This is a genomic window from Microbulbifer donghaiensis, assembly GCF_900129095.1.
GTDB classification, from domain to species: Bacteria; Pseudomonadota; Gammaproteobacteria; order Pseudomonadales; family Cellvibrionaceae; genus Microbulbifer; species Microbulbifer donghaiensis.
This window is the reverse complement of sequence record NZ_FQVA01000001.1, coordinates 1,705,340-1,726,408: the sequence shown is the minus strand read 5'-3', so window position 1 is coordinate 1,726,408 and position 21,069 is coordinate 1,705,340. Positions and strand designations below refer to the sequence as shown.

Below are 21,069 nucleotides of genomic sequence, written 5' to 3'. Positions count from 1 at the left end.
GGCCGCCACCACACCAGCTCAGAACGGAATGCGGGGTTTATCAACAGCCTGAGCCGGGCTTTTTGCCCGGCTATTGTGTCCGCCTGCATCTGCGATCACTCCTGTAAATTTTCTGCTGCCAACAATTCGGCGCGGAATACGCCTCGATGACCCGCTGACTGCTGGCAGCGCGTCGCAACCGCTTCCTATACTCGGACTTTCCTAAAAAGTTCTGTCGCGCAGGTGCGAGAGGAGACAACGCCCGTGGCTCTGTGGAAACCCGACCCGTCGTTTTATCCATCCGCCAAAATGGCGATGCAGGCGCCCCCCGAGCGGCACGCCTATGTGGCCGCGCTGAATCCCGCCGGTACCGACAAACCGGATGCCATCTGTGTCGTCGACCTGGATCCGGATTCGGCCACCTATGCCCAGGTGGTCAATACGCTCGAGCTGCCCAATATCGGTGACGAGCTGCATCACTTCGGCTGGAATGCCTGCAGCTCGGCGCTGTGCCCCTATGCGCCGCATCCGCATCTGGAGCGGCGCTACCTGATAGTGCCGGGGCTGCGCAGCTCGCGCATCTATGTGATCGACACCAAGCCGGATCCGCGCAAGCCGCAGATTATCAAGACGCTGGAGCCGGAAGAGGTGATGGCGAAATCCGGTTACAGCCGCCCGCACACGGTGCACTGCGGCCCCGACGCCATTTATGTTTCCGCAATGGGATCGGCCAACGGTGACGAGGGGCCCGGCGGCATCTTTATGCTCGACCATTTCAGCTTCAACGTTATCGGCCCCTGGGAACTGCACCGCGGCGACCAGGAACTGGCCTACGACTTCTGGTGGCACCTGGCGCAGGATGTACTGATCAGCAGCGAGTGGGCCAAACCTTCGCAGTTCGAGAACGGCCTGGTGGCGGAGGATCTGCTGGCGAACAAGTACGGTCACCGCATCCATTTCTGGGATCTGCGCAAGCGCAAACTGCAACAGACTATCGACCTGGGTGCCGAGCACCAGATGCTGCTGGAGCTGCGGCCGTCCCACGATCCGCGCGAGTCCTACGGCTTTGCCGGCGTGGTGGTCAGCACCGAGGATCTGAGCGCCTCCATTTGGCTCTGGTACCGGGACAACGATCAGTGGCAGATCAAGAAGGTCATTACGATTCCACCGGTGCCCGCCGACGAAAAAGACCTGCCGGATCTGTTGAAGGGCTTCAAGGCGGTGCCGCCGCTGGTGTCGGATATCGACCTGTCCCTCGACGACCGCTTCCTGTATGTCGCCTGCTGGGGTACCGGTGAGATGCATCAATACGATGTCTCTGACCCGCACAATCCGCAACTCACCGGCAAAGTGGAAATCGGTGGGGTGGTCAATAAGAAAGGGCACCCGAAAGTTGAGGGGCCGCTGCTGGGGGCACCGCAGATGGTCGAGATCAGCCGCGATGGCCGCCGCGTGTATTTCACCAATTCGCTCTACAGCAGCTGGGACGACCAGTTCTATCCGGACAAGATGACCGGGTGGATGGTCAAGGTGGACGTGGACCCGGGCGGCGGCATCAGCCTGGATAAGGATTTCTTTATCGATTTCGGCGAGACCCGCGTGCACCAGGTAAGGCTCGAAGGTGGCGACGCGTCTACCGATTCCTACTGCTTCTCTTCCTGAAGACTGGCATATGTGGCTGGCGATGATCCTGTTCGGCGCCTTTCACGGGCTGAACCCGGGCATGGGGTGGCTGTTTGCGCTGAACCTGGGGCTGCAGCAGCGCAGCGAGAAGGTCATCTGGCTGTCGCTGTTGCCGATTGCGCTGGGCCACGCCATTGCCGTGATCGCCGTGGTGCTGCTGGTGCTGGCGGGCTTGCAGTTTATTCCACTGGCCACGGTGCAGAAATTCAGCGCGCTGGCACTACTGGCGTTTGGCTTCTACAAGCTGTTCAACTACTACCGCCACCCGCGCTGGGTGGGTATGAAAGTGGGCGGCGTTGATCTTGTGGTGTGGTCGTTCCTGATGGCCAGTGCCCACGGTGCCGGCCTGATGCTGGTGCCGGCGCTGCTGGGCGGCAGCGATGCGGCCCACCCACATCACGGCGCGCACGCGCTACCGCAAGGAGCGGGCATGTTCCTGGCGGTGGGATTACATACGCTCACCATGCTGCTGGTCATGGGTACCGTGGCCTGGGTTGTGTACCGCAAACTCGGGCTCGCGGTCCTGCGCAGTAGCTGGATCAATTTCGACCTGATCTGGGCAGTGGCGCTGCTGATCGTCGGCTCTATAGCACTGTGGATGGCATTCGCGCACTGAATGACGCTTCCACCCGCATCTCCCAATCGGCCGACTGCTGCTATAGCAATATTGGCCTTACCAATGCAATAATCCTGCCTGACAGAATCTGCTGGGGTACACGTGTACTGCCAGCCTGCTGCTGTGAGCGGCGGAAGGATCCATCGGGAGCACACCAAAATGAAAATAAGCAGTTTGCTGCTGGGCGGCTGGCTGTTGCTGGCCGGCGGTGTCGTCGGTGCGGAAGTCGCGGGGGAAATGCAGCCTGCGCAAACGCTGGCGCAGTACCGTGAGTTGTCGGCGACATTGCGGCAGCTGGATCGGGCCCAGACCGCCGCGGAATTGTCCCGCTTGGGTCTGGAGCGGCCGCTGCCGCCCCGGTATGCGAAGCGTTTCGGTTTCGATCCCCGCCAGCCAGCGGAATTCTATCGCACCCCGGAGGGGCGCCGTATCGCCGACGCGGTGCTGAGCTACCAGACGCCGTCCGGCGGCTGGTCCAAGCGCACCGACATGGGCGCGAGTCCGCGCCAGGCGGGGCAGGCCTTCGGGGTCGAGAAAAACTATATTCCCACCTTCGATAACAGTGCCACCAGCACCCAGTTCTGGATCATGGCGCGGGCCTACGGGGCGACAGGGGACAAGCGCTACGCCGCGGCCGCCGAGCGCGCGCTGCGGCTGATTCTGCTGGCGCAGTACCCGAACGGCGGTTGGCCGCAGAGCTTTCCGCTGCGTGGCAAATACCACGAACTGCTCACTTTCAATGACGGCGTCACCTTTGAGTTGCTGAGTATTGTCCGCGCCGCCGCGCAGAGTGAAGAGGGGCTGCAGTTTCTGCCGGAGGCACTGCGGGCGCGCGCCGCAGACAGCCTGCAGCGGGGGCTGCAGATGCTGCTCAAGACACAGGTGGTCAGCGACGGCCGCACCACCATCTGGGGCGCGCAGCACGATCCCGAGACTCTGAAGCCGGCGGCGGCCCGGGCCTTCGAACCGGCATCACTGGCCACCGCGGAGAGCGCAGACCTGGTGTTATTTCTGATGGAACTCGAGCGCCCGTCCGTCGAGATAAAGAGGGCCATCGAAAGTGCGCACGACTGGTTTGCGGCGAACCAGAAAAAAGGTTATCGCTGGGCCAAGGGCGAGCACGACTACAAAGAGCTGCTGCCCGCTGCTAATACCGATCCGCTGTGGGCGCGCTTCTACGAGATCGGCAGCAACCGGCCGATTTTCGGCGATCGTGACGGCGCTGTTTATTACGACATCCGCAAGGTGTCACAAGAGCGGCTGCGCGGATACGGCTGGTACACAGAGCATCCGTATAAGGTGCTGAAGCGCTTCCCCGATTGGCGCGAGCGTCACAAGCCGCAAAAATTTGAGGCCGTCAGGTAGAGATCCTCGATTTACTCCCGCAGTGCAGTCGCGGCAAAGCTGTCGCGGCTTTCCAGTCTCTGGGCGAGATCGGCCAGTTGCGGACGGCGGCTGCGCCAGTCGATTTCGCTGTGGCGGAAGTCCAGGTAGGCGAGGGCGCAGGCCAGGTTGATATGGGCCAGGTTCAGCGGCTCGGGTAGCTGGCCCGCGCGTCGCTCCAGATAATCGAGCGTGCGCTGTATCGCATTCTCGTAGCGCTGCCACCAGAAGTCGGAGCGCAGCCCTTCCTTCTCCCGCAATTTTTCTAAGCGCAACAGCACCAGCGTGTCGAGCAGGCCGGAGCAGACGCTGTAGAAAGTTTTCAGCTCCCAGTCTGCCTCCATCGCCTGGCTCAGACGGCCGTCCCCGAGTTCCCTGTCCAGATAGGCGCAGATCACCTCGCTGTCCATCATCGCCTCGCCGTTTTCCCCGCTCAGGCACGGCACCTTGCCCAGTGGATTGGTGGCAATGAAGTCCTCAGCATTATTGAACGGGTGGGAAACCACTTCCTGCACGCGCTGTTCGAGTCGCTGCTCGCGCAGGACGATGCGGGTACTGCGTGCGTAGGGGGAGGCGTGGGTGAAGTAGAGTTGCATGGCGCCATTCGCTCCTTGCGGAAAGCCTGCAGTGTGCAGAATGGCGCCCGGGGTGTCCAGCCGACGGCTAGCCGGAGAGTGAGCTGTTGGTTATTCGATGGTAGAGGTGCTGCTTCAGGTAAGCGCGCTGTTTTTTCAGGGCGTTGTAGTGTTCGTCGTCGGTGCCTATGCCGCTTTCTTGTAAACCGCGAATCTGTTTGTCGAGTTTGTGGTAGTTGTCGCTTTCAACTTTGAACTGGACGTCTTCTTGTTGCAGTCGCCTGATGGTGTCTACGTATTCGGGAAAATCCTGATCCAGATCGTGAGGGGCGATGGGCATAGGGGAAGCCTCCGTGTGGTTTGATAGTAATGCCATCCCCAAGTGTAGTTGCTACCCAGCTATGTTGAGATAAATGCAAATCTAAATGAGAATATATTGCATTTGATTTTGACTCGGCTTAAGATGCGCGCAATGCTCACGAGGGGAAAGGACAGTGACCAAGAACAAGCGCAGATTTGCTCAGCCCACACTTATCGCGATGGCCGTCTGTATGGCCTATTCCACCGCCTGGGCGGAGAGCGAGCGGGAGCTCGAAACCGTTGAAGTCACCGGTGAGACCTCGGAGTCTTACCTGATAGACGACATGGATACCGCTACGGGTCTTGGTCTCTCGAGCCTGGAAACACCGCAATCGGTGTCCGCTATTGGCCGGGTGCAGATGGACGACTTCAAGCTGTACAGCCTGAACGACGCCCTGCAGTCGATGCCGGGCATCCAGGTGGAGAGTGTCGAGACCGACCGCACCTACTACTCGTCTCGCGGCTTCGATGTCACCAACTTCCAGGTGGATGGTGTCGGCGTACCCGCCACCTATGGCAATCGTGACGGCGAGACGGATACCGCGATCTACGAGCGCATCGAAGTGGTGCGCGGTGCCAACGGCCTGATGAGTGGCGCCGGCAACCCTTCCGCCACGGTCAATATGGTGCGCAAGCGCCCCGCTGAGGATTTCGCTCTGTCCGTGGGTGCCAGCGCCGGTTCCTGGAACAAGCTGCGCACCGAGGCCGATGTATCCGGCACCCTGACCTACGGTCTGCGCGGCCGTATGGTGGTGGCCAGGGAAGACCGCGAGTCGTACCTCGACTTCTATGCCATGGACAAGACAGCGGTCTACGGCGTCGTGGAAAAAGACCTGGGTGCAGCAACGCAACTTACCCTGGGTTCCAGTTACCTGAGCAGTGAGGCCGACAGCCCGCTGTGGGGCGCACTGCCGCTGGTCTACAGCGACGGTGCTCCCACCGATTACGATGTTTCCGCCTCCACCTCCGCCGAGTGGGCCTACTGGGACAACATCGAGGCAGAAGTCTTCGCCGAGCTGAAGCACCAGTTCGCCAACGGCTGGGAGGCCAAGGCCTACTTCATTCACAGCGACATCGAGAGCGACAGCGAGCTGTTGTACATGTACAGCCTGCCGGATGCCGCGACCGATGAAGGCCTGATTGGCTACGCCAGTGAATACACCCTCGACGAGCAGCGCGATCTGTTCGATCTGCGCCTGGCCGGTAGCTACAGGCTGCTGGGCCGCGAGCACGATGTCCTGTTTGGCTACAACTGGGCCAAGGGCAGCGTGGAGGAAGTGTCTCTCTACGACTACACCAACGGCTTCCCGTGGATCGGCGACTTCACCGAATGGAATGGCCAGACACCGGTGCGCCCGGTATTCACCGACGGATTGACCGGCAGTGACTTCGATGACGAGCAGAGCGCTTTCTTCGCCGCAACCCGCTTCCATGTCACCGATGCGGTGAGCCTGATTGGCGGTGCCCGCGTGGTGGACTGGGAAGCGAAAGGGACTGGCTACGGCACCAGCAAGGTCACCAGGGAAACCGGCAAGGTGCTGCCTTATGCGGGCCTGGTGTATCGCATCGGCGATAATTTTTCCGTGTACGCCAGCCACACCGAAACCTTTATGCCCCAGGACGACATCGCGGTGGATCTGACCTTTATCGACCCTACCGAGGGTTCCAACAGCGAGATCGGTGCCAAGGGGCAGTTCTTCGGCGGCAAGCTGATGGCCACCGTCTCCTACTACGAGACCGAGCAGGCCAATGTGGCGGAGTATGCCGGCCAGGTGGAAGACCCGGTCAACGAGCAGATCCTGATCGACTTCTACGAGGGGCGTGACTACAAAAGCCAAGGCTACGACCTGACCTTGAGCGGCCAGCTCAGCGATGGTCTGCAGGTGGACTTCAGCTATGCCAGTGTGGATATCGAGAATCGGGAAGGCAATGGCCTGAATCGCGATTACATTCCGGCCCAGACCCTGCGCCTGTTTGCCAGCTACCGCCCGCCGATGCTGCAGCAGCTGAAAGTGGGCGGCGGCATCAACTGGCAGGACGACATCCAGCGCACGCACAGTGCCGGTCACCTGATCGAGCAGGAGGCCTACGCCACACTGCAACTGTTCGCCAACTATCGCGTGAGCGAGCAATTGAGCCTCTCGCTGAACGGCAAGAACCTGACCGACGAGAAGTACATCAGCAGTCTCTACTGGGATCAGGGCTTCTATGCCGCACCGCGCAACTTCAGTGCCTCAGTAAACTGGCGCTACTGATCCGTGCATCGTTAATGCGCTCTCTTGAGGGTGGCGGGTTGATAGGCCCCGCCATCCTTTTTTGCGTTTAGAAGAAAGTCCGTCAGCGAAATTTGAGCAACATGAATAAGACCCTGTTTAAGCTGCACAGCTGGATGGCCCTGATCGCCTTCGTGCCGTTGCTGATTATCTGTATCACCGGCAGTATCCTGGTGTTCAAGCATGAAATTGATACCGCGCTGATGGAGGAGCGGGTCCGCGTGACAGCGGACGGTCGCGCGCGGCAATCGCTGGATACACTGCTTGGCAGCGTCAATCAAAGCTACCCGGCTTACGAGGTGGTGGGTTGGCATCTGTTCCAGGATCCGCACCGGGCGGATCAGGTCTATATGATGCGGCGCGGTAGCAGCGACTGGTTCTACGCGCTACTCGATCCCTATACGGGAGTGATCTTGGCGCAGCCGCAGGGCTTAACGCACTACTTCACCGACTGGCTGCTCGAATTGCATTACACCCTGCTGCTGGACGACCCGGGCCTGGCCGTTACCAGTGTCTTTTCCATTCTGCTGTGCCTGCTCGGTATTACCGGTTTGGTACTCTACCGAAAGTTCTGGAAACGGCTTTTCACGTTGCGCTGGAACGCGCGCTTGATCGTTTACTTCAGTGACCTGCATAAAATGACCGGCGTGTTTGCCTCGCCGATCCTGCTGATCGTCGGCTTCACCGGTGCCTGGTGGAACATCACGCATTTCGCCCACGAGCTGCGCGAGCACGCCGAGGGCAAGGAGCATTATGCGATGGCAGAGCGTCTCTATAGCGACAGTCTTTCACTGCAGTTGCTGCGCGAGGACGCTGCCGGGAAGGTGAAAGGTTTTGAGGCGACGTACATCACCATGCCCTGGGAGCCGGGTGTAAACATTACCTTCTGGGGCGATGTGCACAGTAGCAATCCGCTGCTGAGCCAGTACGCCAGCAGCGTGACCTACGATGCGCAAAGCGGCGAGTTTATTCAGGCATCCGATATTCGGGATGCCGGGCCGGGGGCCAAAGTCGTCGACAGCTATCGCCGCTTGCATTTCGGTGACTTTGCGGGACTGGTGAGCAAACTGCTCTGGTGCGTGATGGGGTTGAGTCCGCTGCTGCTCTCGGTCACCGGTGTCTACGTCTGGTATCGGCGCCGGGACAAGCGCCGCAGCGCGCGTGTCAAACGCCGCAACAAAAAGCTCACAGCGACGACTGCCTGACATCTCCCCTGCGGTGCCGGCGAATTTTGCTGAGCTTCCGGCGGTGACACAGTGCGGACCTGGTTGCCAGACGTCCGGACTCCGCCGTATCGCTGGAACGGCCGGCTTAAAACCGACCGGCGCTACTCAGTAGACGGGGGCATCCGCTGCGACAAACCGTCGCTGACGTCGCTGCAGCAGCTCTCCGAGATAGAGTTTCAGGTAGGCCGACGCAGCGCGCTTACCCTCTGCGGCTATCTCATCGGTGATGCGCCCGAAGCGAGAATAAGACTGAGACCAGAACGAATCGTTGATAGTGATGGCCAGCATGAATCGCTCGCGCCAGTCCTGCGACGGCGGCAGCTCAAATTCACGGGACAGGCTCTTCAGCAGTGTATCGGCCAGGAGCCAGTGGTTCTCCATTTGTAATTGGCGCAGGGCCCAGCTTGACTGTGGGCCAAAGTGCACCTTCAGTGCTCCGGCGTTTTCCTCATAGTAAGCGCGCACCCGTTCGAAGACCTGGAACAGCAGGTCCTGCCAGCTGTCCAGTCGCGTAAACTCCGAATGGCAGAGTAGGGTGTCACTTAAGAATTTGTAGTGGCGCTCCGCCAATGCGGTCAGGCTGGCGTCTACGCTGGGGAAGAAATGGTATACGGAGGCAGCGGGAACTCCGGCAACCTGGCTCAGGTTGGCCAGACTGATATCGCTGGAGTCCTGTTCGGTAATTAGCGCCTCGAGTGCATCGAGAAGTTTTTCATACTTCTCGCGGCCGTTTTTGCGTTGCGGCTTGCGCGGGCTCGCAGTATCGCGCCGGCTGACCGTCCGTTGATCGACTTGATTCAATTCACCACCCCGACTGGCGCACGCGGCTAACTACCGACGGCGCTTTACTTCCCTGTAAAAACGTTGTCTTTTGGTGACGGCAATTATTAATAGAGTCGCGGCGCGGGGCAAGAGCGTTTTTCCAAAACTGTGGCTTAGTTCCGGTTACGCGCGCCAATTATGTGGCAAGGCCCGTGCACGGGCACCCGATGCTTTTGCAGCGTGAATTTTTCAGTGACGGCACGACGGCTGAAAAATTCTTCTCAGCGGGATTGCAAGCCTATGCTGAACATACGCTGTGCCACCGGAAAAGGGGGCATTTCTCCCGGGAAACCTTGGCGCGGCCTTCCTGTTCATTTGGTGTCGGTTACCTGGCCTTTACATAAGAATCTTCGACTAAGGCCAGGTTCCCTCTGGCATGCCGAGACTCCGGAAAAGTTTTTGTTCCGCCAGTGGCCTGAATGTGTATTCGGGCAGGCTCAACAATGAATGCTGCTTCATCCGCACGCAAACAGCGCGCAATGTCGACAAGCGCCCGCACAAGGAATTTGTGCAAGCCCGCAACGGTTTCTTCAAGAGCCTGGAAAACGTGGTGCACTTCTAAAACGCCCGCTCCGCAACGCCAAAATGTGAAGACACTCTTGCTCCGGGAACGGTGAGTAAAAGGGGGGCAGAATAAGGGTGAACCCTAAGGAAAAAGAAGGGGCCGAGAGGCCCCTTTTCTCTACGGCTACTATCAGTGATACCGCAATTCCGTGGCTTTGCCGCGGAATACACGGTAGGAAAACACCGTGTAGGCGAGAATGGCCGGCACTACGATGAGCGCGCCAACCAGAATAAACAGCAGCGATTCCGTAGCGCTGGCCGCCTGCCAGATATCCAGTTGGCCCGGCACTATCTGCGGGTAGAAGCTGAACGCCAGGCCCGCAAAGCACAGCAGGAAGACCAGCACCACGTTTACGAACGGGATCCAGCTGTGGCGGTCGTCCACTTTCGGCAGGCGTCGCAGCAAAATCTCGTTGGCGGCAAAGGCGAAGAAGCACAGCATCGGGATCAGCAGCACGAACATCACCAGTGGGAAGGTAAACCAGCGGTCGAACACGCCCGGGTTGACCAGCGGGTTGACCAGGGACACGGCGACCACCCCGACAAAGGCCGCCCGGCCGGCGCGGTGGGTCCAGCGGATGGCGCGTTGCTGGAGCGCGCCTTCGGTTTTCATAATCAGCCAGGCGGCGCCGATATAGCTGTAGGCGGCTGTAACGCCAACGGCGCTGAGTGCCGAGAAGAGCTGTGCAGACCAGCCGGACTCAAAGCCCATCACGTACTGGCCGAGCATATAGCCCTGGGTCAGGCTGGTGAGCAGGGAGCCGGCCTTGAACGTCCGGTCCCAGGTGAGTTTGTGGTCCACCGCCGCCTTGGCGCGGAAGTCGAAGGCGACGCCGCGCATGATCAAACCGATCAGCATAATTGCGGTGGGAATATAAAGATGCATCAGCACCATGCTGTGCGCGGTGGGAAAGGCGATCAGCAGCAGTCCGACTGCCAGCACCAGCCAGGTTTCGTTGGCGTCCCAGAAGGGACCAATGGAGGCGATCATGGTGTCGCGCTGCAGCTCGTCGTTCGCGCCCAGCGGCAGCAGGATACCGACACCAAGGTCGTATCCATCCAGGACCGCATAGACGAGTACCGCCAGCCCCATCAGGCCAATAAAAATAACCGGTAACCAGTCGGCGAGGCTCATGGATGCAATGCTCATGCGGCGCCCTCCTCGGTGGCTTCCGGCAGGTTAGTGAGCTTGCCGCTGGCCTGTGGCGGCGCCGTCTCGAATTCCTCGACTTTCACCGACTTGCGTGCCATTACCTGTAGGGTGTGGATATAGGCCCACATCAGCACTGCGTAGACGAGCAGATACAGTGTCAGCGAGAAGCCCACGTTGGCCGGGGCCAGCGGTGTTACCGCATCGGCGGTCCTCAACACGCCGGTCACAAGCCACGGTTGGCGGCCGATCTCGGTGACGTACCAGCCCGCCAGTGTCGCCAGCCAGCCGGAGAAGGTCATCGCCACGACGACTTTGAGCATCCACTGCGGCAGCTCGCCGCGCCTGCGCAGGAAAAAACAGCTGGTCCAGGCCACCGCCAGCATCAACATGCCCATGCCGACCATGATGCGGAAACCGAAGAACAGGGGTTTGACCGGCGGGTGGTTGCCCTCGAATTCGTTGAGGCCGCGAACCTCGCCGTCGGTTTTATGGGTCAGGATCAGGCTCGCCATATTCGGAATACCGAGCGCAAAGTGATTGGTGCGCTGCTGTTCATCGGGAATCGCAAACAGCAGTAGCGGTGCGCCTTTTTCCGTCTCCCACACGCCCTCCATTGCGGCGATTTTCTGCGGTTGGTGTTCAAAGGTATTCAGTCCGTGCAGATCGCCGACGAAGGCCTGAATCGGGGCCAGCACTGCGGCCAGTACCAGGCCGGTTTTCAGTGCCAGGCGCGGCGCCAGTTTGGGATCTCCGTGCAGGATGCGATAGGCGGATATGCCGGCGACAAAGAAGGACGCCGTCAGTCCGGATGCGAGCAGCATATGCGCGAGGCGGTAGGGGAAAGATGGATTGAAAATCACCTCCAGCCAGCTGGTGGCGTGCACCACGCCGTCGCGAATCTCGTAGCCCGTGGGTGTCTGCATCCAGGAGTTCAGTGCCAGAATCCAGAAGGCGGAGAGGGTGGTGCCTACGGCCACAACCAGAGCGGAGAGGGTGTGTATCTTGCTCGGCACGCGGTTGATGCCGAACAGCATAATGCCGAGGAAGGTTGCCTCCAGGAAAAAAGCCGTCAGCACTTCGTAGCCGAGCAGGGGGCCGGCGATATTGCCCACCGTCTCCATAAACCCCGGCCAGTTGGTGCCGAACTGGAACGACATGGTGATACCGCTGACGACACCCAGCGCGAACGTCAGCGCGAATACCTTGACCCAGAACCGGTAGGCGCGCATCCACACCGGATTGTCGGTCTGGTCGAAGCGCAATTTGAAGAAGAACAGGATCCAGCCCAGGGCGATGGTGATGGTGGGAAAGAGGATATGAAAACTGATATTGGCGGCGAACTGCATCCTTGACAGGACCAGGGTATCTAGCATGGTGACCTCTGCAGACGAATGGTAATTGCTGTCCGGAAATTGGGGGCATGCGGTGCCCCGGGGGTTCTATTTGGCTTTGGACGGGCCTCCTTTTACCTTGCCCTTGAGTTCCAGCAGCTTGCTGAGACCGGAACCCAGTTTCATCAATTTAAGCAGGTCTTTCTGCTGCAGCCGGCTCAGGGTGTTGGCAAACTGGTCCAGCAGTTCCAGCAGGTCGTAGACCTCCTGTATTCTTTCCTGCGCCTCGGCCTCCTGTTCATCCTGCGGTTCGTTCAGCAGCAGCTGGCGCAGCAGGGTCAGGGTCGGATCGAGTTCGCGCTTGCGGCGCTCTTCGAATACCGTGCGGGCCAGGTCCCAAATGGAGCCGGCGGCGGTAAAGTAGTCCTTGCGGTCTCCGGGCAGGTGGTGCAGCTCCACCAGGCGCCAGGCCTGCAGCTCTTTCAGCCCCATACTGACGTTGCCGCGACTGATCTTCAGTGCCTGCGCCAGCTGGTCTGCGTTTACGGGTTCGGGGTGGATAGTCAGCAGTGCAAACATCTGCCCGACGGTGCGGTTGAATCCCCAACGGCTGCCCATCTCGCCGAAGTGCAGCACGAAGGCCTGGGCCTGACTGGAAAGTTTCATTAATTTCTTAATTTTCAGAAATTTCTGAAAATTGTAAATATAAATTGATATATGTCAATGCGCGCTTGCGGGAAAAGTGCGCTCGGGCCTGTTGGCTCAGATTGCGAGGAGCGCCGATTCGTACCAGTCGTCCGGCACGATAAAGCCACGGCTCACTTCCCGGTGAGTGTTCAGCGCGGCGACGCAGACGGGGCTGCGCAGATCCATTGTGCGGAGATGGTCGGCCAGTGTGGCGCAGCTGTCAGCGCCCGATAGCGGGTGATTGCGCTCGGCCAGCCAGGTGCGTTTGGGCAGGCGGATCCAGTGCAGCGGCCGCTCGCAGAAGTGGAACTGAAATTCATCAAGCGGTGCCCACCAGTAGTGGCAGGCTCCCGGGTTGATGGCGGTGTGCAAAGGCTCGGCGTCTTCGCCGAGAGGGCGGAACAGGCGGCCGGGCATCAGCGCCCACTGGCGGTCGATATGAATATCTTTGTGCTGCAGGATTTCCACTGCGGCCGGTTGGCGGATCAGCGGCAGCTGGTGTTCGCGCATCCGCGCCAGCTTGATATCGAGCCGGTCGCGGAGCCCCGGTCCGACCCAGTATTCGCCGGCCACCTGCAGGTAAAATTTGACCGCGATCTCCCAGTGTTCGACGGACCCGCTCGGCTGGTGCCGCACGACAAAATCCAGTTCACCGAGTGTGCGTCCCGCGGCGCGCAGTGGCAGATTGCGGTGCAGCAGCGCGTAGGCTGGGTGGTTGGCAAAGGCGAATGCCCAGAGGTTCTCGAAATACACGCCGAGCCGGCCGGCCGACCCGCGCTCGTCCCGGTTGCGCAGCTCGACGTCCAGTAGTGGTGCCAGTCGCGCGGCAATCTCTGCGCGGGAGAAATAGGCAGTCAATTCGGCGCGACGCTGTGCCGGCAACCAGGGCAGCCCGCTGCCGCGAACGATATCGGGCGCGCCCAGCGCCCAGAGCAGGTTGGCCCAGAGGTCTGGTTGCACCTTTTCTTTATTGATGTCCATCGGGTGTTTCGCCAAGAAAATTTTCAGCTACTAAAAATAAAAAACACTGCGGCTGCCGGCTAAATGGCGGTGTATCCGCATGCGTTGTGCTAGGGTCTGTCCAAGCACAACGACATAATAATTAAAGGAGCTTTGTGTGGAATCCGGACCACTGATCTCGATCGGCCTGCCGATCTCCCTGTTTATCATCATGATCGGCATCGGCATGACCCTGACGGCGAGGGATTTTCACCAGGTCACGGTGAAGCCGGCCGGACTTATTGTCGGCACTATCAGCCAAATCCTGGTCATGCCATTGATCGCCTTTGCGCTCTGCTGGCTGCTGAGCCTGCCGGCGGCCATCGCCGTTGGCCTGGTCATCATTGCGGCCTGTCCCGGCGGCACTACTTCCAACCTGTTCACTCTGCTCGCGCGCGGCAATGTGGCGCTGTCGATCGTGCTGACGGTGTCCGCGAGTCTGATCACTATCCTGTCGCTGCCGGTGTTCACCAATTATGCGCTGCAGACGTTCTCCGGAACCCAGCAGGAAATTGTGCTGCCCTTCGGCAAGACCGTGGTCATGCTGTCGGCAATCGTATTGCTGCCGGTGGTGATCGGTATGGCGGTGCGCGCCTGGCTGCCGGGACTGGCGAGTCGTGCGGAAGGCGTGGTCAGTATTTTCGGCGCTCTGGTACTGGCGGTGTTGGTGATCGGCCTCGTGTACGGCATCCGCGATCGCTTTTTGGAGCTGATGGCGCAGGCGGGCCCGTCGGCGATTCTGCTGAATCTGGCCGGTGTCGCCCTGGGGCTGCTGACCAGTCGCCTCTGCGGCCTGTCGCGGCGCGAGGGGCTGGCAGTGGCTACGGAGCTGGGGATCAAGAACGGCACGCTCGGCCTGATGGTGACCCTGACGCTGTTGCATTCCAGCGAAATGTCGATTCCCTCCGCCATCTACGGTGTGCTGATGTTCCCGATCGGCTTTCTGCTGGCCGCCTATGGCCGGCGTGTTATACCGTCGAATAAAGAGCGCGATGCGGCTGCCGCCGGCGAGATTTCCGAGGCGGGCTAGCCTTCGGCTTCGAGCCGCCGCCAGCAAAGTGCGCGGCGGCTCACCTCTGCTGGTCGATATAGGCCTGTAGGCGTTCGGTATCCGGAATGGTGACGCGGCCGTAGGCGAACTCGACCAGGCCTTGCCCTTCAATATTCTTAAGCGCCCGATGTACACCCTGTCGGGTCATGCCCATCATGTTCGCGAGCAGCTCCCTGGTCAGGCGAAAGCTGACACTGCTGCCGGCGTTCCCCTGCGAGTTGTGCATCTGTGCGAGAAACAGCAGGCGCTGGCCGAGGCGCGCTTCGGTGCCGCGCAGTACGTCGTCCTGGATAATTGACATTGCCGCCCACAGCCTGCGGCTGATCAGGTCCAGCGCGACCGGGTAGGCCTCCGGGTTATCCGCCATTACCGCAAGCAAGGCTTCGCCGGGAATATCCACTAGCTGGCAGTCATCGTGTGCGGTGGCACCAAATACCCGCGGCATTCCGGGCGAAAAAACGGTATCTCCGAACCAGGCGCCGACATCGAGGATCGCCAGTGTGGCTTCGCGGCCACTGGCATTGCTGGAGCAGAGACGCACTCGGCCTGCGGCAACGATCGACAGCTGGCTCTGCATCGCCCCGGGCAGATAGATGACGTCCTCCGCGCTGAAGCGCCGGCTGCGGGCCAGGCGGGCCAGTGTCTGTCTGGCCTGTGCGGGCAGTCCCGCCAGCAGCGGGCAGGCATCGAGAATTTGTGTTGGATCGCTCATCCGCCAAGTGTAAACAAGTTGACAGTCTTGTGGGCAGGGCGGTTTCTAGAATGGGGTGGTCCAATAACGATAAGAGAGAACATCGATGCATACGCAACTGGATACGATCCCGTCCCTGAAGGGCAAGGTCAGCGACGCCGAGTGGCAGCTGCGCGTCGACCTGGCGGCCGCCTATCGCCTGGTTGCCCACTACGGCTGGACGACCTTATTTTTACCCACTTGTCTGTGCGCATTCCCGGCCCTGAGCACCACTTCCTGATCAATCCGTTCGGCGCTATGTTCGATGAGATCACCGCGTCCAGCCTGGTGAAGATCGACGTGCACGGGGAGAAAGTGGATGACACTCCATTCCCGGTCAATCCCGCCGGCTTCACCATCCACAGCGCGATTCACGAAGCGCGCGAAGACGCCCAGTGCGTGATGCACACGCACACGACCGAGGGCGTTGCGGTGGCGGCGCACAGCGAGGGACTGTTGCCGATCTCCCAGCAGTCGCTGTTCCCGCTGTCGAACCTGGCCTATCACGATTACGAGGGCATCGCCGTACGCGAGGACGAGAAGGCGCGCCTGGTGTCCGACCTGGGTATGGCCAACTACCTGATCTTGCGCAACCACGGTCTGCTCACCTGTGCGCCGACGGTGGCCGATGCCTTCCTGGCTATGTTCATCCTGCAGCGTTCCTGTGAGATTCAGGTGGCGGCACTCGCCGGCAATCGCCCGCTGACCCCGGTGCCGCAGCCGATCATCGACAAAATCCAGGGTGAGGGCGACAAGGTCACCAGCAGTCAGGGCGGTCTGCTCGCCTGGCCAGGCCTGTTGCGCAAGCTCGACCGCATAGACCCAAGCTACCGTAATTAAGGGGCAATCGCATGGATCACGTTATCGAAAGAAAAGCCCAGTTCACCCATATGGAAAACGGTACCGCCGAGGACTGGACGATCATTGCCGAGGCCTTCGGGCCTTTTGCGCGGGAACTGCCGGATCGCATTATTGCCCACTTGAAACTACTCGGGGGCGATTGCGGCGGATTCCCGGTGGACCGCCTGATGCACTGCCTGCAGACCGCAACTCTTGCTTACCGCGATGGCCAGGACGAGGAGTATGTCATCTGTGCACTGCTGCACGATATCGGCGATACCCTCGGCAGTTACAACCATGCCGACGTGGCTGCGGTGCTGCTGGAGCCCTTTGTCAGCGAGGCGAATCACTGGATGATCAAGCATCATGCGATCTTCCAGGGCTATTACTTCTTCGCGTACCTGGGCATGGATCCCACACTGCGGGAACAGTTCAAGGACCATCCGCACTATGCGCGCACGATTGAGTTCGTGTCCAAGTATGATGCCCCGGCGTTCGATAAGGACGGTGAATCCCTGCCGCTGGAATTCTTCGAGCCGATGCTGCGGCGGGTGTTTGCGCAGCCGCGCAAGACGCTGTACAAGCAGGCACTGGAAACCGCCGGCTGAGGTTGTGAACAGGGGCCTCCGGCCAGTCAAGCTGGTACGGAGGCCTCAGCCACAGGCCTGACTCCGGCTCAATTCCCGCTCTTCCGTGTTCCGCAGCCCGCCCTATTGCCAGAAATCTGACCTTGCCCCTAGCCGCGCGGGTACATTAAAGGCACTATAGCGCTGGTTTTTGAGTCGGTTGCATCCGTCCTGTTTCGGCTGTTGGGTCACGCATGTTGATTGTTTTTTGAACGATTGCGCGAGTCGGAGTGCAAATAGGGGGCAGCCGGGCTCGAATCAAGGTTCAAACGGTCGAAGTCAACAACCTGTATGCTGCACTACTTTCTGAAAAAGCGCCTGAAGAAGCACGACGCCTACAACAACCTGAAACTGGAATCCATGATTCGCAGGCAGATGTTGATGCAGCAGGCCTTGTCCAGCAACAAGGTGGGAGTTGGCAACGACAAGGAGCACAAAATCGTCGTATCGCTGACATCCTTCGAAAAGCGTATCAACGATCTCTATCTGTGCATCGAGAGCCTGTTCCAGCAGTCGGTAAAAGCCGATGCAATCGTGTTGTGGCTGTCGACAAAGAATTTTCCCGATAAATCACTGCCGGAGACCCTGCTCAAGCAGCGGGAACGCGGGCTGCAGATTTTCTTCGTGGACGAGGATCTCGGCCCCTACAAAAAATATGTGTACGCCTTCGAACAGTTCACGGACAGCCTGATCATTACCGTCGATGACGATATTCTGTATCCACCGGATACGATCGACATGCTTTACCGTGCCTACCGGCGCGATCCCGCCCATATCTACTGCCTGCGCGGACACAAGATGGTGCTGGATAAGAATGGGGGGCTGCTGCCCTACGATCAATGGCAGTCCGGCGTGATCGATGCGGAACCGTCCAGCCTGGTATTTCCGACGGGAATGGGGGGAGTGCTGTATTTCCCCGGATCGCTGCACGAGGATGCCTTCGATAAAGACAAGTTTATGGCGCTGTGCCCGAACGCGGACGATGTCTGGCTCAAGGCCATGAGCCTGAAAAATGGCACGCTCAGTGCGCGGGTCGCCGATTCGCGCCACTGGAAAAAGCGCTTCCTGACCATTGAAGGCTCCCAGTCGCAGTCACTGAAAAAAGAAAACTGGGAAAAGAATGGCGGCAATGACTGCAAGATACGCGAGGTATTTACCGAATACGGACTCCTCGAGTCACTCGGCTGAAGGCTCCGCGCCTGCGGTAAATGCCGCTGCTGGCACCCGCGACAGGATCAGCCCGCCGGCGACAAAAAGCAGTATCAGTGCGAGCATCGAGTAGCGCACATCCCCGAACCAGCTGCCAAAAAGCCCGAACAGCGGTGGGCCTATCAGCGCGGCGAATTTCCCCATCAGATTATAGAAACCAAAGAACTCTCCACTTCTGGCGGTGGGGATCAGGCGCGCGTAGCACGAGCGGCTCAGCGCCTGTACCCCGCCCTGGACCAGCCCGATCAGCACCGCAATCGCGTAGAACTCCCAGGGGGCGCGGATGAACGCGCCCCAGACGCACACCAGTATGTAGACAGCGAGGCCGATATAGATACCGCGCTGGGGACCTATTCTTTCACCGAGTCGGGCGAAGAGAATTGCCGCCGGGAAGCCGACAAACTGCACCAGCAGCAGCGCGAGAATCAGGTGCGAGCGCTCGAAGCCCAGGGCGCGACCGTAGGCGACGGCCATGCGGATGACGGTACCGACACCGTCGATATAGAGCCAGTAGGCGAACAGAAAAACCATTACCGTGCGGTAGTGGCGCAAGTGTCCGATGGTCGTGCGCAGCTCTCGCAGTGTCTGCCGCAACAGGGAGCCACCAGCAGTCGACGCCGTCGCCGGCGGTTCGCGGACCCAGAGTACCAGCGGCAGCGAGAACAGCGCCCACCAGAGTGCGGTCATCGCGAACGCCGCCAGCGCTGCCGAAGTCGTGTCGGCAAAGCCGAAAGCCGCAGGCTTCAGCGCGGCGGCGACGCAGCCGATATACAGCAGGCCACCGCCGAGATAACCGAGGCCGAAACCGAGACCGGATACCGCGTGCCAGCGCGCCGGCGGCGCCACGCTGGTCAGCAGGGCGTCGTACAGCAGGTTGGAGCCGAGGAAGCCAACGCTGGCACAGACGAACAGCAGCGACGCCGCAAGCCAGGCACCGCCGGGCACACCGGCGAGCAGTGCGGTGGCCAACATGCCCGGCACGGCGAACAGGAGCAACAGGCGCTTGCGCGCACCGGCGCGATCGGCGAGGGCGCCAATCAGCGGCGCACCCAGGGCAATGACTAGCGACGCGGCGGCATTGGCCCAGCCGAGGCGCAGGTTGGCCGTCTCGGCGTCTACGCCGGCGTTCCAGAAGTCCTGGTACAGGAGGGGAAAGAAGCCGGCCAACACCACGGTGGCGAAGGCGGAGTTGGCCCAGTCGTAGAAGGCCCAGCTCCAGACGGCGCGCCGCCCTGTAGTTTCCGTCGCTTCTCCTTTCTCCTTCGCCGTGTCCATCGACTCAGTGCCGAATTAACCGCTGTCGCCGATCCCGCTCAGCCAGCCGCGCTGAATCCAGGTCTGCAGCAGTTGCACCAGAGTGCCGGCCGCCTGCTCCGCCGGCACTATGGCCAGCAGTGCTTCACAAAGTTCACTGAAATCCGCGCCGTCGAGCGCGGTGCTTACCGCCACCAGTTCGGCGCCGGCGAGAGATGTGAATTCGGTCAGCCGCTCGCGATTGCGCCACAGCAACCAGTGGAAATGCCCCTCGGTGGGCGGCGGAGGAACCTGTTCCGCACGGAGTGCCTGCCACACCTGCACACAGTTCCAGTCGCAGCGTAACAACCGGATGCTGGGGTGAAAGCGCAGGCGCATGCGCGGCCACAGCGCCGCTGGTGCACCCTGCAGCTCCTCCAGCGCTAAATGCTGTGCGTCCGCCGCATCGAAGACCGTCATCAGCAGGCGCTCGAACGAAGCCAGCTCGGCGATCAGCGGGTGCCGACTGAAGGGCTCGGCGCTGCGGAGGTAGTCGGGTAATTGCTCGCCGAAGTCGCGCAGCGACGGACGATGTGACGGGCAGTTATCGATATAGCCGAGCGTCATTTCCTCGAACAGGGCATCGCCCAGGTAGCTGCCCAGTACCGGGTGATCGGATTCGAGGGTTTCCTGCAGGCGCTTGCGGTAGGCGTTGGCGTAGATACCGAGGCGGACCGACTTGGCCGCGGTGCCCTGTTCGCAGATGTGATCGTTGATGGCTGTGTCTCCCTGCAGCAGGAAGGCCATCAACTGGCGTTGACGCGCGTGCAGCAGCCCACTCACGACACGCAGGCCGCCCCCGCGGCGCATTCCTCCGCAAAGACCTGTCGCGCGCTGTCCAGCTCCTCGATCATCTGCGGCAGCTCGGGAATATGGTCATCCCGTTCGATCAGCGTGCTTACCGCGCCGAAGCGGCGGAGTGCGTGTCGGTAGAGCGCCCACACAGGGTCGGGTACATCGTGGTCGTGGGTGTCGATGACATAGTCGCCGTAGTCCGAGTGGCCGGCGAGGTGAAACTGTTGCACCCGTGCCGGATCCAGATAATCGATATATTCCCGCGGTTCGAAGCCGTGGTTGCGGGCGCTGACGTAAACATTGTTGATATCCAGCAGCATCAGGCAGTCAGCGCGGGCGCAGACCTCGGCAAAAAACTCCCATTCCGACATCGACTGCTCGGAGAAGGTGAGGTAACTGGATACGTTTTCCAGCAGCAGCTGCCGGCCGAGATAGTCCTGCACGCGGCATACCCGTTCCACAACGTGTTCCACCACTTCCTCATCGTAGGGCAGCGGCAGTAGATCGTGGCTGTTGCGCCCGTCGACGCCGGTCCAGCAGAGATGATCCGAAATCCAGGCCGGTTGCACCTCCGCCGCGAGCTGTTTCAGCTGCGCCAGGTAGTCGAAGTTCAGTGGGTCGGCGCTGCCGATCGACATGGAAACGCCGTGCATCACCAGCGGGTAGCGCTCGCCGATGGCCCGCAGAAAATATCTCGGTTTGCCACCGGCGACCATAAAGTTTTCCGACACCACCTCGAACCAGTCCACCGCCGGCGATTGCGTCAGTACCTGCTGAAAATGCTGCGTGCGCAGCCCGAGGCCGAAGCCGAGAAAAGGCAGCGGTGCAGATGTGCTGGCGGTCGCCGGGGAGTTAGCTGGCATGGTGGTAGCGT

At 60.5% G+C, this 21,069-nt stretch carries 22 protein-coding genes; 11 read left to right on the top strand and 11 right to left on the bottom strand.

The annotated features are described in order from the left end of the window. The first annotated feature begins 243 nt into the window (after positions 1-243). From BUC36_RS07280 to pelA, 3 genes are all read left to right on the top strand, one after another. Positions 244-1,641: a selenium-binding family protein gene (locus BUC36_RS07280; protein ID WP_073273170.1), complete on the top strand. Its 1,398-nt coding sequence runs from the start codon at positions 244-246 to the stop codon at positions 1,639-1,641. Then, positions 1,601-2,278, top strand: coding sequence for a hypothetical protein (locus tag BUC36_RS07275; RefSeq protein WP_200797200.1), 678 nt, complete (start codon positions 1,601-1,603; stop codon positions 2,276-2,278). The genes BUC36_RS07280 and BUC36_RS07275 overlap by 41 nt, the downstream gene beginning before the upstream one ends. A gap of 159 nt (positions 2,279-2,437) precedes the next feature. Then, on the top strand, positions 2,438-3,643 hold the full coding sequence (gene pelA, locus BUC36_RS07270; RefSeq protein ID WP_073273166.1) for a pectate lyase: 1,206 nt from the start codon (positions 2,438-2,440) through the stop codon (positions 3,641-3,643). A gap of 11 nt (positions 3,644-3,654) precedes the next feature. Here the strand turns inward: pelA and BUC36_RS07265 are convergent, their stop codons facing one another. Both BUC36_RS07265 and BUC36_RS07260 read right to left on the bottom strand, forming a co-directional pair. Next, positions 3,655-4,257 (bottom strand): glutathione S-transferase N-terminal domain-containing protein, encoded by a 603-nt coding sequence (locus BUC36_RS07265; protein ID WP_073273164.1) that lies wholly within the window; start codon positions 4,255-4,257, stop codon positions 3,655-3,657. A gap of 67 nt (positions 4,258-4,324) precedes the next feature. Beyond that, positions 4,325-4,576: an HP1242/YdcH family protein gene (locus BUC36_RS07260; protein WP_073273162.1), complete on the bottom strand. Its 252-nt coding sequence runs from the start codon at positions 4,574-4,576 to the stop codon at positions 4,325-4,327. A 154-nt stretch (positions 4,577-4,730) separates the two neighbouring features. On the opposite strand from BUC36_RS07260, the gene BUC36_RS07255 reads away from it, so the two are divergent. After that, entirely contained in the window at positions 4,731-6,851 is a 2,121-nt protein-coding gene (locus tag BUC36_RS07255) for a TonB-dependent siderophore receptor (protein WP_084535688.1), read from the top strand. Positions 6,852-6,952: 101 nt separating this feature from the next. Next, positions 6,953-8,074, top strand: coding sequence for a PepSY-associated TM helix domain-containing protein (locus BUC36_RS07250; RefSeq protein WP_073273160.1), 1,122 nt, complete (start codon positions 6,953-6,955; stop codon positions 8,072-8,074). 126 nt (positions 8,075-8,200) lie between these two features. Here the strand turns inward: BUC36_RS07250 and BUC36_RS07245 are convergent, their stop codons facing one another. Continuing rightward, positions 8,201-8,896, bottom strand: a complete 696-nt coding sequence (locus BUC36_RS07245) for a TetR/AcrR family transcriptional regulator (protein ID WP_073273159.1) — start codon at positions 8,894-8,896, stop codon at positions 8,201-8,203. 397 nt (positions 8,897-9,293) lie between these two features. Between BUC36_RS07245 and BUC36_RS18760 the strand changes: the two genes are divergently transcribed. Further along, positions 9,294-9,479, top strand: a complete 186-nt coding sequence (locus tag BUC36_RS18760; RefSeq protein ID WP_143186903.1) for a hypothetical protein — start codon at positions 9,294-9,296, stop codon at positions 9,477-9,479. Between the two features lie 132 nt (positions 9,480-9,611). Here BUC36_RS18760 and BUC36_RS07240 read toward each other — a convergent pair whose 3' ends face one another. The 4 genes from BUC36_RS07240 to BUC36_RS07225 form a co-directional block, all read right to left on the bottom strand. Then, positions 9,612-10,616, bottom strand: coding sequence for a cytochrome d ubiquinol oxidase subunit II (locus BUC36_RS07240; protein ID WP_073274672.1), 1,005 nt, complete (start codon positions 10,614-10,616; stop codon positions 9,612-9,614). Between the two features lie 11 nt (positions 10,617-10,627). Continuing rightward, the gene (locus tag BUC36_RS07235; RefSeq protein WP_073273157.1) at positions 10,628-12,007 is read right to left on the bottom strand and encodes a cytochrome ubiquinol oxidase subunit I; all 1,380 of its coding nucleotides are present in this window, start codon (positions 12,005-12,007) and stop codon (positions 10,628-10,630) included. A gap of 66 nt (positions 12,008-12,073) precedes the next feature. Further along, complete coding sequence (locus BUC36_RS07230) at positions 12,074-12,631, bottom strand: GbsR/MarR family transcriptional regulator (protein ID WP_073273154.1); 558 nt, start codon at positions 12,629-12,631, stop codon at positions 12,074-12,076. 96 nt (positions 12,632-12,727) lie between these two features. Then, entirely contained in the window at positions 12,728-13,633 is a 906-nt protein-coding gene (locus tag BUC36_RS07225; RefSeq protein WP_073273152.1) for a DUF1853 family protein, read from the bottom strand. 136 nt (positions 13,634-13,769) lie between these two features. On the opposite strand from BUC36_RS07225, the gene BUC36_RS07220 reads away from it, so the two are divergent. After that, positions 13,770-14,681 carry a bile acid:sodium symporter family protein gene (locus BUC36_RS07220; RefSeq protein WP_073273150.1) on the top strand — a complete coding sequence of 304 codons (912 nt, stop codon included), beginning with the start codon at positions 13,770-13,772 and terminating at the stop codon, positions 14,679-14,681. Positions 14,682-14,721: 40 nt separating this feature from the next. Here the strand turns inward: BUC36_RS07220 and BUC36_RS07215 are convergent, their stop codons facing one another. Continuing rightward, entirely contained in the window at positions 14,722-15,414 is a 693-nt protein-coding gene (locus tag BUC36_RS07215) for a Crp/Fnr family transcriptional regulator (RefSeq protein WP_073273148.1), read from the bottom strand. 85 nt (positions 15,415-15,499) lie between these two features. On the opposite strand from BUC36_RS07215, the gene BUC36_RS19195 reads away from it, so the two are divergent. The 4 genes from BUC36_RS19195 (at position 15,500) to BUC36_RS07200 (ending at position 18,086) form a co-directional block, all read left to right on the top strand. Further along, the gene (locus tag BUC36_RS19195; RefSeq protein WP_234994915.1) at positions 15,500-15,673 is read left to right on the top strand and encodes a hypothetical protein; all 174 of its coding nucleotides are present in this window, start codon (positions 15,500-15,502) and stop codon (positions 15,671-15,673) included. After that, a complete protein-coding gene (locus BUC36_RS07210; protein WP_234994914.1) occupies positions 15,640-16,272 on the top strand; it encodes a class II aldolase/adducin family protein in 633 nt (210 codons plus the stop codon). Before BUC36_RS19195 ends, BUC36_RS07210 begins: the two co-directional genes overlap by 34 nt. A gap of 11 nt (positions 16,273-16,283) precedes the next feature. Then, the gene (locus tag BUC36_RS07205; protein ID WP_073273146.1) at positions 16,284-16,880 is read left to right on the top strand and encodes an HD domain-containing protein; all 597 of its coding nucleotides are present in this window, start codon (positions 16,284-16,286) and stop codon (positions 16,878-16,880) included. A 309-nt stretch (positions 16,881-17,189) separates the two neighbouring features. Further along, positions 17,190-18,086 carry a glycosyltransferase family 2 protein gene (locus tag BUC36_RS07200; RefSeq protein WP_073273144.1) on the top strand — a complete coding sequence of 299 codons (897 nt, stop codon included), beginning with the start codon at positions 17,190-17,192 and terminating at the stop codon, positions 18,084-18,086. On the opposite strand, the gene BUC36_RS07195 is transcribed toward BUC36_RS07200, so the two are convergent. The 3 genes from BUC36_RS07195 to bufB are packed head-to-tail and all read right to left on the bottom strand — an operon-like array spanning position 18,075 to position 21,058. Next, positions 18,075-19,382, bottom strand: a complete 1,308-nt coding sequence (locus BUC36_RS07195; protein WP_073273140.1) for an MFS transporter — start codon at positions 19,380-19,382, stop codon at positions 18,075-18,077. The genes BUC36_RS07200 and BUC36_RS07195 overlap by 12 nt on opposite strands. Before the next feature lie 15 nt (positions 19,383-19,397). Then, positions 19,398-20,210: an HvfC/BufC N-terminal domain-containing protein gene (locus tag BUC36_RS07190; protein ID WP_084535686.1), complete on the bottom strand. Its 813-nt coding sequence runs from the start codon at positions 20,208-20,210 to the stop codon at positions 19,398-19,400. Beyond that, on the bottom strand, positions 20,180-21,058 hold the full coding sequence (bufB, locus tag BUC36_RS07185; RefSeq protein WP_073273138.1) for an MNIO family bufferin maturase: 879 nt from the start codon (positions 21,056-21,058) through the stop codon (positions 20,180-20,182). Before bufB ends, BUC36_RS07190 begins: the two co-directional genes overlap by 31 nt. Positions 21,059-21,069: the final 11 nt, after the last annotated feature.